The following is a 15,155-nucleotide window of genomic DNA, read 5'->3' on the forward strand; positions in this document are numbered from 1 at the left end:
ATAGTTCCTCCTTAAAAATCTTAAATGGATAGTTCTTTTGAAAGCTGATATAAGCTTAGATCGATTGTATGCTTTGCTCCCAAAACTTCATTAAAATCATGATCAACCACTTGATTATTCATGATTCCAACTGCACGGCCGCCTTTGCCTTCAATTAACAGTTCAACTGCTCTAGCTCCTAAGCGGCTTGCCAGTACCCGATCAAAGGCAGTAGGAGAGCCGCCTCTTTGTATATGGCCAAGTACGGAAACACGCGTTTCGAAATTGGTTGCAGCCTCCAGCTCTTTGGCAAAATCCATTCCTGTTGCCACACCTTCAGCTACAATAATAATACTGTGCTTTTTACCGCGATCATGGCCGCTGATAAGCCTTGCTGCAATTTCGTCCATAGCATATTTTTCCTCAGGTATCAGAATTGTTTCAGCTCCTGCGGCAAGCCCTGAACATAGGGCAATGTCTCCAGCATTTCTGCCCATTACTTCAATAATAAAAATACGTTCATGCGAAGTTGCTGTATCTCTTATTTTATCAACAGCATCAATAACTGTATTCAGCGCAGTATCGAATCCGATTGTAAATTGCGTGCCTTCAATATCATTGTCAATCGTGCCGGGCACACCGCAGCATGGAAATCCGAGCTCAGTCAAAGCTTTTGCCCCTCGGTATGACCCGTCTCCGCCGATAACAACCAGACCTTCAATCCCGAACTCTTTTAACTTTTCGATGCCTTTTTGCTGGCCTTCCTTTGTTTTAAATTCTTCGCATCTTGCCGAATGCAGCATTGTGCCGCCGCGATGAATAATGTCGCCGACAGACCCTAGTGAAAGCTGTTTTATTTGTCCGTTAATCAGTCCGGAATAGCCGCCATATATTCCAAAAACATCTAAATCATGAAAAATTGCTTTCCTAACAACCGCCCTCACCGCTGCATTCATCCCAGGAGAGTCGCCGCCGCTGGTAAGTACTCCAATTTTCTTCACAACAAATCACCTCTCACGGAATTAATGTGAATTTTATTTGCAGCATTTATTCTTTTTTATAAAGGCTGTCTGACTTCTAAAGTTCCTCATCTAAAATAGCATGCCTAGGACATATATCTCAACTAATAAAAGAAAAACGTGCTGCAAAAGCACGTTTTTAGTTTACACCAATGACATCTTTAATAAATGAATATTGTCCAATTGATTTAAATTTGTTATATCGGTGGCTTACTAATTGGTCTTCTGTTAACGTTCTAAGTTCTTTAAGAGATGTCAGCAATACCTTTCCAATTTCCTCTGCTTGCTTTTGAACATCCTTATGTGCTCCACCCTTGACCTCAGGAATAATCTGGTCAACGATACCTAACTCCTTTAAATCTGGTGCAGTAATTCTCATGCTCTCCGCTGCTCTTTTTGCCTGAGTGGCATCCTTCCAAAGAATAGCTGCCGCACCTTCAGGGGAGATAACAGAGTATGTTGAATTCTCCAGCATATGAATGTGATTTCCGACACCCAATGCCAGGGCGCCTCCGCTTCCGCCTTCCCCAATGACAATGCAAATGACCGGAACATGAAGGCTCGCCATTTCAAAGAGATTGCGGGCAATCGCTTCGCTTTGGCCGCGTTCCTCAGCCGCTTTGCCTGGATAAGCACCTTTTGTGTCAATAAAACAAATGATTGGCCGCTTGAACTTTTCTGCCTGATTCATCAGCCTCAATGCTTTTCGATACCCTTCAGGATGCGGCATGCCAAAGTTTCTCCGGATATTCTCTTTGGTATCCTTACCGCGCTGGTGGCCAATTATTGTAACGGGAAGACCCTTGAACTTCGCGATTCCTCCGACAATGGCCTCATCATCAGCAAAGGTCCGATCCCCATGACATTCAAAGAAATCTGTAAAAAGATATGAAATATAGTCAAGTGTTGTCGGTCTTGCAGGATGGCGGGCAATTTGCACACGATCCCAAGGTTTTATATTTTCATATATTTCTTTTTCCAGCTTTTCGAGGCGATTTTCAAGTTTACCGATTTCATCTGACAGATCAACGTCAGCATTTTTCGTGAACTCCTTGAGCTCGGCGATTTTCTTTCTAAGTTCTGTCACGGGACGTTCAAATTCAAGTTCTCCTACCATTCAAGATCACCCTCCTGCTGGTGCATTGATAAAATAGATGCAATCTTCTCTTTCAGTTCAAGCCTTGGTATGACGGCATCTAATTGTCCATGTTTTAACAAAAACTCTGCAGTTTGGAAATCCTCAGGCAGTTCTTCTCTAATCGTTTGCTCAATAATTCTTCTGCCGGCAAATCCAATAAGAGCTCCAGGTTCTGCTAAGTTATAATCTCCGAGAGACGCAAAGCTTGCAGAAACCCCTCCTGTGGTTGGATGAGTCATGATAGAGATAATTAATCCGCCATTATCGCTGAATTTTTTCAATGCCACACTGGTCTTGGCCATCTGCATAAGACTCAGTACTCCCTCTTGCATGCGTGCTCCGCCGGACGCAGTAAAAATGATAAAAGGCACAGAAAGTTCATCCGCTTTTTCAATGGCTAGCGTAATTTTTTCTCCCACTACAGATCCCATACTTCCCATACGGAAGGTTGAGTCCATAACAGCAATAACTGCCTGGTGTCCTTCAATAGAACCAATACCGGTCACAACCGCCTCATTAATTCCTGTCTTCTTCTGATCCTTTTCAAGCTTCTCAAGGTAGCCTGGGAAATTCAAAGGATTTTCCGAAATCATACCAGCATTCAATTCTTCAAAACTATTTGGGTCAAGAAAACTTTCTATCCGCTCTTTTGAATCCATTGAATGATGGTATTGGCAGTTTAAACAAACCTTTAAATTTTTCAATAGTTCCTTAGTGTACATGATTTTTTTGCAATTCGGGCATTTTGTCATTATTCCTTCAGGCACGTCTTGCTTCGCTGATTCTGAAGGAATGGTCGCATATTTCTTCTTTTTTGGTTTTGTGAAAATCTCTTTAAGCAAGGTGAAACCTCCCTGTTTTGAATCAAAGACAATTCATGATATTCTTGCCTTTATAAAAAAAGTAAGTGGTCTGGCCACTTGGGCAAAAAATAAATAGGTAATGCCTGTCCAAACCTATCATTTAATCATAGAATAAACGCAGCGGAATTTTTGCCATAATTTGTCGCTATACCTTCGACAATTTCCTTAGCTTACAATAAGCGTTCTTTAGTCCCTGCTCATCGCGGGATATTAAATTAACAATGATATCCAGATAATCTTCCCTGATGAATTCTGCCTTATGAGTAATCAAGGAATGATAGTAATCATTTAAAATGGACCATATTCTCTGAAACAAATGATTTTCAGCCATCTCTGTAATCTTATAAAAAAATTCGTCATCTGTAAAATCCGCTGTCTCTGCCCATACTTTAAACCGATCAATCCGCTGGTCATCAGCATGATATAAAGCAAGGATTAAGCAATCCATTTCAATTAAATGCTTCGTTTCTATTACATCTTTTTTCGCTTTTTCATCCTGAAGGACAAAGGTGCTTAGCAGCTGTACAAGCTGATTTCCTTTAAAATCACGGATAAACGTTCCTTCCCCTCTTTTTGTCTCGATCAGCCCCAGCAGCTCGAGTGCTCTGAGTGCCTCTCGAACAGAAGAGCGCCCAACAATGAGGCGCTCGGAAAGTTCACGTTCGGATGGCAGTTTGTCACCAGGTTTTAACCCATCTCTTTCAATCATCAGCCTAAGCTGTTTGACAATTTCAACATAAATCTTTGAATCCTTCTGTCTTTCATTCACAGCTTTGGGATCACTCACTTTTGCCGATAACTGCAAGTTTTCTTGTACGCTCTTTTATTTCCTCGGGATCAGCTTTCAGCCTAGCAACTCCTGTTTCCATTGCTGCTTTTGCTACAGCTGCAGCTACTTCAGGAGCCACTCTTGGATCAAAAGGACCAGGAATCACATAATCTTCACTAAGCTCTTCTTCTGTGATAAGACCTGCAATGGCATCAACAGCAGCAATTTTCATTTCCTCATTGATAATAGTTGCCCTAACATCTAACGCACCGCGGAAAATGCCTGGGAAAGCCAATACATTATTTACCTGGTTAGGAAAATCAGATCTGCCTGTTCCTATGACGGCAGCCCCTGCAGATTTAGCTTCATCTGGCATAATTTCAGGATTTGGATTAGCCATGGCGAAAATAATTGGATCTGGATTCATTGAACTAACCATATCTGCTGTTAAGGCACCAGCTGCAGATACACCTATGAACACATCCGCTCCTTGAATAACATCAGCCAAAGAGCCCTGTTTGTTATCACGATTTGTATATTTAGCCACTTCATTCTTTACATCATTCATTCCATTTGGACGGCCTTCATATATAGCGCCTCTTGTATCACACATAATGATGTCACGCACTCCATATGTATAAAGAAGCTTAATAATCGCAATGCCTGCTGCCCCAGCACCACTGGCAACCACACGAATTTCGTTCATTTTCTTTCCTGTGACTTTTAATGCGTTAACAAGACCTGCAACAGTAACAATCGCAGTTCCATGCTGATCGTCATGGAATACAGGAATATTTGCTTCTTTTTTCAAACGCTCTTCAATTACAAAACAATGCGGTGCAGCAATATCTTCAAGATTCACACCGCCAAAGGATGGCTCAAGTAATTTTACGGTTTCAACAATTTTATCAATGTCAGTTGTATTTAAACAAATCGGAAACGCATCAACACCGGCAAAACTCTTAAATAGTACAGCTTTTCCTTCCATAACTGGCAAAGCAGCCTCAGGACCGATATTGCCGAGACCCAAAACAGCTGTTCCATCAGAAACTACCGCGACCATGTTTCCTTTCATTGTATATTCATAGACCATTTCAGGTTTATCATAAATTTCCTTACATGGTTCAGCTACCCCCGGGGAATAGGCAAGACTTAAGTCCTTAGCATCCTTAACCTGAACCTTTGATTTAGATTCTAGTTTTCCTTTATTTACCCTATGCATATGAAGGGCTTCTTCACGCAAAGTCATCTCTATCTCTCCTTTTTCTTCAACAATGCGGCGAAATGCCGCCGCTGCCTTTTCCGCTACGGGATGATTTTTTAGTTCCTGGTCAATTAATTATATCGGCCATCCGTAATTTCTCTCTTTTATCAGGTGGTCTGACCAGTCTCTTTTTACCAATATACCACATTTGCTGATGATGTAAAGTACTTGATAGTATACGAATGTATTAATTTTACTGCAGAACGACGTTCTTTTCTCCCAGCAGTCCTTTCAGCTTTTGCATGAACTCTTCTGTCGGATTTATCAGGTCCTCTTCACCCAAGCGAATTTTTTTATTGGTACTCTCGTAAAATAATAGGACCTGTATCTTCCCTCCATGTTCGTTGAAGATATTTTTTAGCTTGTAAAGGATTTCGGGATTTTCCTTTTCCTTAGTGATTCTTAAATAAAGAACCGGATCTTTTTTTTCAGCAGCTTCAATGGCCGACTTTACTTCCTCACAGGATTGAATAATAAATTGGCGCCTGCCATCCCTTTCCTCTATGTTTCCATTGATTACAATAATAGTGCCCTTTTTAAAAAATACAGAAAATCGGTTAAAGGTTTCAGGAAAAGCAACAGCCTCCATTTCATCTGACTGGTCGCTGATTGTTAAAAATGCCATCGCCTGGCCTTTTTTCGTTCGGATTTTTTTTACTTCCGTCAAATAGACAAGTCCTCGTTTTCTTTTCCTTTCCGATTTCATATTAATTAGCTGATCGGCCCCTAGCAGCGGCAATGAATCTTCGTAAATGGAAACCGGATGGTCTGATAGATACAGTCCCAGCACCTCTTTTTCAAAAACCAGCTTATCTTCCATACGTATTGGGTCAACCTCTGTATATTTTGGGTTTGGAAAAAAGTCGCCTTCAGTAAAGAAATTTACTTGTTCGTCATTTGGCCGCATCAAATTGGCATGCTCAACGGCAGCGTCCAGACTTGCCAGCAATACAGCCCGGTCTTGGCCAAATTCATCAAAGCTTCCGGAATGAACCAGCGCCTCTAAAGCCTTTCGATTGACCGTCTTAGATGAAACCCTGATGCAAAAGTCAAACAGATCATCAAAATGATTATTTTTTCTTGCCTGAAAAATATCCCTTAATGCCGAGGCGCCAATACCCTTTATAGCCGCCAGACTATATCTGATGGCATCTCTTTCAACAGTAAAGGAAAACCCGCTGCGATTAATAGATGGGGGCAGAATAGCTATGTCCATCTGTTTTAGTTCCTTAATGTACTGTGAAATCTTTTCTTCATTTCCTATTACAGATGTAAGCAATGCAGCCATAAAGTGCAATGGATAATGGCATTTTAAATAGGCTAGCTGATAGGATATAAAGCTGTATGCCACGGAATGGCTTCTGTTGAAACCATAATTGGCAAAGCGGACTATTAAATCATAAATATCATTTGCCGTTTTTTCATCATGGCCTTTTTTTAATGCTCCGCTGACAAAATGGCTTCGTTCCTGGTCAAGTATTTCTTTCTTCTTCTTGCTTACAGCCCTTCTAAGCAAATCGGCCTCACCCAGTGAGAACCCAGCCATAATGGCTGCAATCTGCATAATCTGTTCCTGATAGACAATAATCCCATACGTGTCTTTAAGAATAGGGATAAGATCAGGGTGAGGGTAGGAAACCTTACTGATCCCATGCTTTCTCTCAATATAAAGAGGAATATTTTCCATTGGTCCAGGCCGGTTTAAGGCATTAACAGCAACAATGTCTTCAAAGCATGTCGGCCTCAGTTTTGTAAGTACCTTCCGCACCTGGTCTGCTTCCAGCTGAAAAATCCCCGTTGTATCTCCTCTGCTTAATAATTGATAGGTAGCTTCATCGTCTAATGGAATAGCCTTAATATTAAGTTTTTTCCCCGATTTTCTGTGAATGGATGCCAGGATATTTTCTATCAATGATAGATTTCTCAAACCAAGGAAATCCATCTTTAATAAGCCAACATTCTCTAGATGCTCCATTGAATATTGAGTTAAGTAAACATGGTCATGGCCCTTTTGAATCGGAATCACTTGAACTAAAGGTTTTTCGCTTATGACAACTCCAGCAGCATGTGTGGAAGTATGGCGCGGAAGCCCTTCCAGCTTAAGAGCGGTGTCAAATAATTTCTGGTTGTAGCTTGATTCCTTTACAAACATTCTCAATGCTTCTGATTCCTTTAGAGCATGAGATAATGAAATGCCTAATTTTCCAGGAATTTTCCTTGATAAGCTGTCTAATTCCTTAGGATTCAGTCCAAATGCTCGTCCAACATCCCTTAATGCAGCTTTTGCCGCAAGCGTTCCAAATGTGATGATTTGGGCAACATGCAGCTCACCATATTTATTTGCGACATATTTGATTACCTTGTCCCTTAGATGATCGGGAAAATCAATATCAATATCTGGCATCGTGATCCGCTCCGGGTTAAGGAAACGTTCAAATAATAAATGGTGTTCAATCGGATCAACATCTGTGATATACAAAACATAGGAGACCATCGAACCTGCTGCCGATCCCCGTCCAGGACCAGTCAATATGTCGTTTTCTCTTGAATACTTCATAAAATCCCAAACAATTAAAAAATAATCGCTAAATTTCATTTTTTTAATGATTTTAAGCTCATATAGAAGACGATTGCGATGTTCTTCCTCTGCTGATTCATACCTTTCACTAAAGCCTTTCCAGCAGAGCTCCTCAAGCATCTGATCTGCTGTTTTGTTTTCTTCAACAGGATACTTAGGAAGGTTTTGCTGATTGAGCTCAAGCATGACATTGCATCGTTTTGCGATTTTCAGCGTATTTTCCAGTGCCTCAGGATAGGATGATAATTGGTCTGTCATTTCCTTTGCTGTTTTTAAATAGTACTCACCGCTTTGCAGCCGCACCCTTGTCTCATCCTGCAATTTTTCTCCATTTTTTATTGCCAGCAGACATTCATGGGCAAAGGCGTCTTCTTTGGATAAATAGAATACTTCGTTTGTTGCGGCCAATTCTATGCCTGTCTCTTCCGATATCCGCAAGAGCCCCTCGTTTACCTTCTTTTCAGCAGCAATAGAATGGTCCTGCAGTGACAGGTAAAAATGATGTTTTTCAAACAATCCATCATACCTTAAAGCGATTTCCTTTGCTTTGTCGTAGCTGTCATTTGCAAGACATTGTTCAATTTCCCCGTTTAATCCAGGACTAAGAGCGAACAGTCCTTCCGAGTAGGCTTTCAGCCATTTCGTCGGAATACCTTCTTCTGATTGAGTCATTAAAACACTTGTAATTTTTAATAGATTTTCAAAGCCAGTCTGATTTTCTGCTAATAAAACAAGAGGATATGCCTCTTTTTGGTTATGCTCGCTTAAAACATCAGCCGTTAGCCCCAAAATTGGCTTTACTGATTGCTTGAGGCATTCCTTGTAGAACTCCACAGCACCGTACATGACATTTCTATCGGTTAAAGCCAGAGCCTCAAACCCCCTGCTCTTGGCTTCTCCAACTAATTGCCTGATGGTTGCTGTGCTCGTCAACAGACTATACGCACTATATACATGAAGGTGTATAAATGACATTACACTCCCCGCCTTTAATTTATCTCTCTTACAGACTATTATAGAAAAAACAATGAAAAAAGGAAAATACGTTCCCATTTACCTTTCGGAACGAAAAATTTGCTTTTGGCAAATTAACATATTATGAAAAGTTTGTCCATATGATGAAGTACAGGGACAATTTGACAGGACTGGACTGCCCCAGTGCCTGGCGTAAGGATGATGATGATGAAAGTACAGCCCTTTATTGCATCTTTGATTGACAGTTATTTTATTGCTTTTGGGGTACTAATTGGCGGAGCTATTATTGGAAGTCTTGCAGCATTCTTGACCGGAAAACCGCCATTGACTGAAGCCTATCGCATTTCAAATTATATACGGGTATGGGCCATTGTTGCCGCTATTGGGGGTACCTTTGATACCGTTTATAGCTTTGAAAGAGGGGTTCTTGATGGACAGACAAAAGACCTTTTCAAACAGTTTCTATTAATACTGGCCGCCCTAGGCGGCGCACAGACGGGTGCCCTGCTGATTAATATGCTGACAGGTGAGCATACATCATGAGAATACCACCCTACTACCGCAAGCGCTCATGGCAGCGTTTTCTGGCAGGAGTAGCGATTGGCGGACTAATCAGCTGGTTCATCTTTTTATATATTTTTGGAGAATGGCAGGAAAAGTACAGCAAGCAAATTAAGAAACAGGAAGAGGACATCGCTGACCTAATACAGGATAAAAAAATCTGGCAGGAAGAGTATAAAGAACTGAATAAGAAAAACCAAAAGCAGCTGACGATCCAGGACATTAAGATAAAAGTAAAGAACAGTGACAAGTACAAGCTTGATTCCTTTAGTGTTTTTGAAATTGAGAAGCAAATTAAAGAAGATATCAATATAATGGAAGCCAAAGATCTAGATACCGTCTACAAAAGCAGGGAGCTAATCAAAAAAATCATCGAAAACAAAGTGTTCAAAATTAACGAAAAACGCTACCGTGCCGAAGTAAAGGAAATGGTCATCTACACAACCCTTTCCATCCAGGTAGACATAAAACTGGATTAGCTTTTCTAGCATTCCCTTTGGCGCATTAAAGCATCGGGGGTCAGGCCCCCATCTCTTTAACGCGTTAAACCAGAGGGGGACAGGCCCCCGCTGCTTTAATGCGTTGCCTTATTCGCATGCCTTTTCGAGATCACTGATGACGGACTCCATTTGATCCCAGGAATAGATGGAGGCGCCAGCTGCCAGCGGATGGCCGCCGCCGCGGTACTGTCTTGCCACAGTGTTGACCACAGGTCCTTTAGAACGGAGGCGGACGCGAATTTGATCCTCTTCTTCAATAAAGAATACCCAGGCCTTGATTCCTGCGATATTTCCCAGCTCACTTACCAGGAGAGAGGCCTCAGACGCTTTCACCTCAAATTGATTTAACAGTTCCTTTGTCAGAACCATTGCTGCCACGTGATTGTTCTTCATGTCAAAGTTTTGCAGGACATAGCCCTTTAATTTCACGACATTCGGAGACAGTTCATACATTTTATCGAATAGCTCAGGTCTCGAGAAATCATAATGAATTAATTCCCCGGCATAGGCAAAGGTTTTATTGGTTGTGCTAGGGAATAAGAATCTTCCTGTATCCCCGACAATTCCGGCAAAAATAAGCCTTGCCGCCTCATCAGACATTTTCAGCCCTTGATCCTTGCCAAAAAGGTAAAATTCATAAATCATTTCACTTACTGAACTTGCATCTGTATCTACCCACAACAAATCTCCATATGGATCTTCATTTGGATGGTGATCAATTTTAATCAGTTTTTCCCCTAAATGATAGCGATCATCGCAAATTCTTTCTGCATTTGCTGTATCACAAACAATCACGAGGGCACCTTTATAGGTTTCATCTGAAATTTGATCAAGCCGGCGGAGATAATTTAGCGTTTCCTCTTCTTTCCCAACTGTATAAATATTTTTTTCTGGAAATGAGGCTTTGAGAATTTCTGCAAGCCCTCCCTGCGAGCCGTATGCATCCGGATCAGGACGGACATGTCTATGAATGATGATCGTTTCATACAACCTAATAGTATCTAATATTTTTTGTTTCACTGTCGTCTTGCTCCTTTTTAAATGATCTCTGTCATTTTCGCCTGCAAAATTTCAGCCCCAGGCGATTTGCACCCATCAGCATCGTTAAACATCAGCCACTCACTCCACTATAGCATTTTCCTGAGAATAAAGTTAAAATAGTAGGAGATTTACTTAAAACTGGAGGGTCATTTACATGCCTGTTTTAGTTATTTTAATTACCATTTCTTTTTCGTTCTATCTATTCTATAAAATTAAATATGTCAGAAGCAAACGTCCCATTGAACGAAGATGGATTTCTTCTAAATCAAGTATAGCTCTAGGGCTATTTGTGGGACTTTTTGGGCTAAATCAACTGTTCTTAAATGGCAATACCATTACTTATATCATTGCTGCCATTTTTATTCTGTTAGGAGCGTTCTCAGCTATTAATGGACTAAAAGCTTATAAACACTATCTGCCGCTGGCTGCCGATGAAGCGAAAAACTATTAATATTGAATTGTTAAAGGGCTGTCTCCTGTACGTGGGACAGCCCTTAGCTTTACGCTATTTTATCTTTCAATCAGCTGGCACATCATCATCGCTTTGCCAACGAGGACTCCCTCGTTAAAAACCTCTACATCGACCTTCCCAAACTTTCTGCCGACTTCAAGGACCCTTGGATTAATTTCCAGCATACTTTCAATCTGTACAGGCTTTAAAAAATAGATCGTCATATTTTCAACGACTAAATCACCTTTTTTATAGTTTCTTAGTACCCTGCTTGCCGCCTCGGAAACAATGGTTGTAAAAACCCCATAGGAAATGGTACCAAGGTGGTTAGTCATTTGCGGTGTTACTTCACACCGGTAGATTTCATCTCCCTTATTTTTTCCGCTGGCAAAAACAAGCTGATTGGTAACGATATCATCAATGGTTTCACCGACCTGCGGCTGTCTTTGAATCATCTGCAGCGCTTTTAACACGTCCTGTCTGCTTATGATTCCCTCTAGCCGATTCGATTCATCCACAACAGGAAGAACCTCGATTCCCTCCCAAACCATCAGATGGGATGATGAGGCGACACTTGTCTGTTTCCCTACCGTCATTGGGCTTTTAGTCATAATTTTATCAATCGATGTATAAGGTTCATGTCCCATGATATCCTTTGAGGTTACGATTCCGATAACCTTTAAGTTTTTATCAACGACAGGAAAACGGCTATGCATCGTTTCACGGTTCAGCTGAAGGTAATCGGACACCTTTTGGTTTGATTTTAAGTAAACAGCGCTATCCAATGGAGTTAGGATATCCTCAACCAGGATAATTTCTTTTTTAATCAGCTGGTCATAGATGGCCCGGTTAATCATTGTTGCAACTGTAAAAGTATCATAGCTGCTTGAAATGATCGGAAGCTCAAGCTCGTCAGCGAGCTTTTTCACTTCATCTTCTGTATCAAATCCTCCTGTGATAAGGACAGCTGCACCTGCTTTTAAGGCAAGCTCATGTGCCTTTGTGCGGTTTCCGACAATCAATAGATTCCCCGCTCCAGTATAGCGCATCATCGCCTCTAGCTTCATAGCCCCGATAACAAACTTATTTAAGGTTTTATGGAGCCCTTCTCTTCCGCCCAATACCTGCCCATCAACAATATTAACCACTTCAGCATATGTCAGCTTTTCAATATTTTCTTTTTTCTTTCGCTCAATTCTAATGGTGCCGACCCGTTCAATGGTACTGACATAGCCTTTATTTTCTGCATCCTTGATGGCCCGGTAAGCAGTGCCTTCGCTGACAGCCAGCTCCTTGGCAATCTGTCTGACAGAAATTTTCTCTCCTATCGGCAGGTCATCAATATATTGTAATATTTGTTCATGTTTAGTTGCCACGACGTTCACCCTTTTTTCATAATCCTACTCTTATTATAAGGTTTGAGCCGTCTGATTGTAAGCATTTCCATTTATATTTATCTGTAAAAAGAACGTGCACGCTTTCTTTCGTTCAATTTCTGGACCGATGCAGCACCTGAACGGCGTTTTCTAGGTGCATAAAGCAATGCTGAGAGATTTCCCGCAACAACGATAAGAGCAAAGGCAAGCCAGGATATAGCAAATATCCCCTCCAGACCCTCGCCAAAAATATTTACCCTCGGTATAGCAAAGTAGAGCAGAAATCCGCATCCTAATAGACACAATAGATAGCGATTTTTATTCAAAATATCTCCTCCTCGTCAACCTGTTCATATCACTATATGCGGACAGGCATAGAAAAAGACGAGAGATGCTGATATTTTGCCATTACGAAAAACGCAGCCGATTTGCTCTGCGGCTCCCGTGCTTTAAGGTTTACAAATCAATGGATTCTCCCGCTTCAAGGATCTTGCCCACACCTGCATCAAGCATATCAATAAATTTCTGCGGATCCAGTTTGATCGGCGGGAAAGTATTGTAGTGAATCGGAACAACCTTCTTCGCGCTTAAAAGCTGGGCTGCATAAGCAGCATCCTCAGGTCCCATTGTGAAATTATCCCCAATAGGAAGGAAGGCAAGATCGATTGGATGACGGTCGCCAATTAATTTCATATCAGAGAAAAGACCCGTATCACCTGCGTGATAAATTGTCTTTCCATCAATCGTTACTAGAACGCCGGCAGGCATTCCTAAATAAATGATTTCATTATTTTCTGTCTCTAGTCCTGTTCCATGAAAGGCTGGGGTTAGCTTTACTTTGCCAAAATCAAATTGATAGGCACCGCCAATACTCATGCCATGGGCATTCACACCCTGCCACCCAAGGTAGGTGGCAAGCTCAAAGTTAGAAATAACTAAAGACTGATGCTCCTTTGCAAGTTCAACGGTGTCGCCAAGGTGATCTCCGTGTCCATGGGTAACAATAATAACGTCAGGCTTAACGTCTTCCGGCTTTAAATCTGTCATGCCGTTGCCTGTAATAAACGGGTCGATTAGAATCGTTTTTTCGCCAGTTTCAATTTTTACAAATGAATGTCCATGAAAAGATACCTTCACTATGTATTCCCCTTTCTATGTTTCTGCTATGTAATACTTCAACGGGTAAATGGATAATCCTGCTAAACATTCTCTTTATATTCTTATTTTAGTTTTTGTATAAGTTTACTTTTAAGAACTGAATTGCTAAGCTCTTTATGTCAAGTCTTGTTAAATTGGAGGAAATATCATGAATGCCCGTTTACAGAAATTAACTGATTGGATGAAAGAAAAGGATATTCAGGTCTGCTTTGTTTCATCACCTGAAAATGTTTTTTATTTTAGCGGATTTTTAAGTGACCCTCATGAACGCCTGCTCTGTCTCGCTGTTTTTCAGGAGGAAGAGCCTTTTCTTGTATGTCCGGCCCTTGATAAAACAGATGCTCAAAATGCTGGATGGAGCAGTGAAATTATCTCCCATACGGATATCGAAAACCCATGGGAACTTATAGATAAAGCGATCAGCCGGCGAATCGGCAAAGCCCAAAGGGTTGCCATTGAAAAGGAGCATATGAATGTCGAACGATATGAGATTATCGCCGATATGTTTTCTGGTGCTGAATTTGTTTCTGCCGAAGAAAAGCTCCGTAAATTGCGAATGATTAAGGATGCAAAAGAGCTAAGCATTATTCGTGAGGCGTGTGCTCTTGCTGATTTCGCTATTGAAACAGGATGCGCAGAAATTAAAGAAGGGAAAACAGAGCTTGAGGTTCTTGCAGCTGTTGAATATGCTTTAAAGCAAAAGGGTGTTTCTGAAATGTCCTTTGCCACAATGGTTTTAACCGGGGCAAACGGGGCATCTCCGCATGGCAATCCAGGATTAACAAAAATTAAAAAAGGCGATTTCGTCTTATTTGACCTTGGGGTCATTGTTGATGGCTATTGTTCTGATATTACAAGAACTGTCGCTTTCGGAGAGGTAAATGAAAAACAGCTGGAAATTTATGAAACGGTCCTAAAGGCACAAAAGGCTGCTGTTGAAGCATGCAAACCTGGTGTCACATGTGCAGAAATTGATTTGACTGCTAGAAACATCATTGCCGATGCTGGATATGGTGAATATTTTCCGCACCGCTTAGGCCATGGGCTTGGAATCAGCGTTCATGAATACCCGTCATTGACAGAAACCAATTCGCTTATGCTTGAAGAAGGCATGGTTTTCACCATTGAACCGGGGATTTATGTACCGGAAGTCGCTGGAGTAAGAATTGAGGATGACCTTGCTGTAACAGCAAACGGCGTAGAAATTCTGACAAAATTCCCGAAAGAACTGCAGAAGATTAAATAATCATCTTTAAAAAAAGCTGCCACATATTGGGCAGCTTTTTTCTCATTTAAAATCATCTTGATCCACATTTAAGTCCAAGTCAAAATTGGCATTGGACTGATCAATAACACCGCTGTTATAAACATCCATGATTTGATCGCTGATTTGCGAGGTGCCTTCCTCATCAAAAAACAAGTTCATTTGTGAATTTGGTTCCTTTTTTTCCATGTCATTTCTCTCCTTACATTTTACTTTTTG

The 15,155-nt window shown here is 41.1% G+C and carries 15 protein-coding genes; 4 read left to right on the forward strand and 11 right to left on the reverse strand.

Annotation, left to right across the window (positions count from 1 at the left end; translation table 11 throughout):
• Positions 1-20: 20 nt before the first annotated feature.
• The 6 genes from pfkA to dnaE all read right to left on the reverse strand — a co-directional run bounded on the left by pfkA (position 21) and on the right by dnaE (position 8,585).
• Positions 21-980 (reverse strand): 6-phosphofructokinase, encoded by a 960-nt coding sequence (gene pfkA, locus AC1Q59_RS16490; RefSeq protein WP_492366942.1) that lies wholly within the window; start codon positions 978-980, stop codon positions 21-23.
• A gap of 157 nt (positions 981-1,137) precedes the next feature.
• Positions 1,138-2,115, reverse strand: coding sequence for an acetyl-CoA carboxylase carboxyl transferase subunit alpha (gene accA / locus AC1Q59_RS16495; protein WP_492366943.1), 978 nt, complete (start codon positions 2,113-2,115; stop codon positions 1,138-1,140).
• Positions 2,109-2,978 carry an acetyl-CoA carboxylase, carboxyltransferase subunit beta gene (gene accD / locus AC1Q59_RS16500; RefSeq protein WP_492366944.1) on the reverse strand — a complete coding sequence of 290 codons (870 nt, stop codon included), beginning with the start codon at positions 2,976-2,978 and terminating at the stop codon, positions 2,109-2,111. Before accD ends, accA begins: the two co-directional genes overlap by 7 nt.
• Positions 2,979-3,144: 166 nt before the next feature.
• Positions 3,145-3,768 carry a FadR/GntR family transcriptional regulator gene (locus tag AC1Q59_RS16505; protein ID WP_492366945.1) on the reverse strand — a complete coding sequence of 208 codons (624 nt, stop codon included), beginning with the start codon at positions 3,766-3,768 and terminating at the stop codon, positions 3,145-3,147.
• 10 nt (positions 3,769-3,778) lie between these two features.
• Positions 3,779-5,017, reverse strand: a complete 1,239-nt coding sequence (gene ystJ, locus AC1Q59_RS16510; RefSeq protein ID WP_492366946.1) for an NADP-dependent malic enzyme — start codon at positions 5,015-5,017, stop codon at positions 3,779-3,781.
• A 208-nt stretch (positions 5,018-5,225) separates the two neighbouring features.
• Positions 5,226-8,585, reverse strand: coding sequence for a DNA polymerase III subunit alpha (gene dnaE / locus AC1Q59_RS16515; protein ID WP_492366947.1), 3,360 nt, complete (start codon positions 8,583-8,585; stop codon positions 5,226-5,228).
• A 207-nt stretch (positions 8,586-8,792) separates the two neighbouring features.
• Between dnaE and ytrH the strand changes: the two genes are divergently transcribed.
• Positions 8,793-9,128 (forward strand): sporulation membrane protein YtrH, encoded by a 336-nt coding sequence (gene ytrH / locus AC1Q59_RS16520; protein WP_492366948.1) that lies wholly within the window; start codon positions 8,793-8,795, stop codon positions 9,126-9,128.
• Positions 9,125-9,625 (forward strand): sporulation membrane protein YtrI, encoded by a 501-nt coding sequence (gene ytrI, locus AC1Q59_RS16525; RefSeq protein WP_492366949.1) that lies wholly within the window; start codon positions 9,125-9,127, stop codon positions 9,623-9,625. The genes ytrH and ytrI overlap by 4 nt, the downstream gene beginning before the upstream one ends.
• Before the next feature lie 108 nt (positions 9,626-9,733).
• Here ytrI and AC1Q59_RS16530 read toward each other — a convergent pair whose 3' ends face one another.
• Positions 9,734-10,666, reverse strand: coding sequence for a DHH family phosphoesterase (locus AC1Q59_RS16530; protein WP_492366950.1), 933 nt, complete (start codon positions 10,664-10,666; stop codon positions 9,734-9,736).
• A 175-nt stretch (positions 10,667-10,841) separates the two neighbouring features.
• Between AC1Q59_RS16530 and AC1Q59_RS16535 the strand changes: the two genes are divergently transcribed.
• Positions 10,842-11,138 carry a YtpI family protein gene (locus tag AC1Q59_RS16535; protein ID WP_492366951.1) on the forward strand — a complete coding sequence of 99 codons (297 nt, stop codon included), beginning with the start codon at positions 10,842-10,844 and terminating at the stop codon, positions 11,136-11,138.
• A 59-nt stretch (positions 11,139-11,197) separates the two neighbouring features.
• Here AC1Q59_RS16535 and AC1Q59_RS16540 read toward each other — a convergent pair whose 3' ends face one another.
• The 3 genes from AC1Q59_RS16540 to AC1Q59_RS16550 form a co-directional block, all read right to left on the reverse strand.
• Complete coding sequence (locus AC1Q59_RS16540; RefSeq protein WP_492366952.1) at positions 11,198-12,514, reverse strand: DRTGG domain-containing protein; 1,317 nt, start codon at positions 12,512-12,514, stop codon at positions 11,198-11,200.
• 77 nt (positions 12,515-12,591) lie between these two features.
• Positions 12,592-12,840 (reverse strand): hypothetical protein, encoded by a 249-nt coding sequence (locus AC1Q59_RS16545; RefSeq protein ID WP_492366953.1) that lies wholly within the window; start codon positions 12,838-12,840, stop codon positions 12,592-12,594.
• A gap of 130 nt (positions 12,841-12,970) precedes the next feature.
• The gene (locus AC1Q59_RS16550) at positions 12,971-13,651 is read right to left on the reverse strand and encodes a metal-dependent hydrolase (RefSeq protein WP_492366954.1); all 681 of its coding nucleotides are present in this window, start codon (positions 13,649-13,651) and stop codon (positions 12,971-12,973) included.
• 169 nt (positions 13,652-13,820) lie between these two features.
• Here AC1Q59_RS16550 and AC1Q59_RS16555 point away from each other — a divergent pair, with 169 nt between their 5' ends.
• Positions 13,821-14,918, forward strand: coding sequence for a M24 family metallopeptidase (locus AC1Q59_RS16555; protein WP_492366955.1), 1,098 nt, complete (start codon positions 13,821-13,823; stop codon positions 14,916-14,918).
• 42 nt (positions 14,919-14,960) lie between these two features.
• On the opposite strand, the gene AC1Q59_RS16560 is transcribed toward AC1Q59_RS16555, so the two are convergent.
• Positions 14,961-15,125: a hypothetical protein gene (locus tag AC1Q59_RS16560; protein WP_492366956.1), complete on the reverse strand. Its 165-nt coding sequence runs from the start codon at positions 15,123-15,125 to the stop codon at positions 14,961-14,963.
• Positions 15,126-15,155: the final 30 nt, after the last annotated feature.

Source organism: Cytobacillus sp. MT66 (genome assembly GCF_058792595.1).

What these genes read in the sequence shown, in the direction of transcription:
- accA (WP_492366943.1), bottom strand. Translation starts at nt 2,115, where the DNA reads ATGGTAGGAGAACTTGAATTTGAACGTCCCGTGACAGAACTTAGAAAG.
- ystJ (WP_492366946.1), bottom strand. Translation starts at nt 5,017, where the DNA reads ATGACTTTGCGTGAAGAAGCCCTTCATATGCATAGGGTAAATAAAGGA.
- dnaE (WP_492366947.1), bottom strand. Translation starts at nt 8,585, where the DNA reads ATGTCATTTATACACCTTCATGTATATAGTGCGTATAGTCTGTTGACG.
- ytrH (WP_492366948.1), top strand. Translation starts at nt 8,793, where the DNA reads ATGAAAGTACAGCCCTTTATTGCATCTTTGATTGACAGTTATTTTATT.
- ytrI (WP_492366949.1), top strand. Translation starts at nt 9,125, where the DNA reads ATGAGAATACCACCCTACTACCGCAAGCGCTCATGGCAGCGTTTTCTG.
- AC1Q59_RS16535 (WP_492366951.1), top strand. Translation starts at nt 10,842, where the DNA reads ATGCCTGTTTTAGTTATTTTAATTACCATTTCTTTTTCGTTCTATCTA.
- AC1Q59_RS16555 (WP_492366955.1), top strand. Translation starts at nt 13,821, where the DNA reads ATGAATGCCCGTTTACAGAAATTAACTGATTGGATGAAAGAAAAGGAT.
- AC1Q59_RS16560 (WP_492366956.1), bottom strand. Translation starts at nt 15,125, where the DNA reads ATGGAAAAAAAGGAACCAAATTCACAAATGAACTTGTTTTTTGATGAG.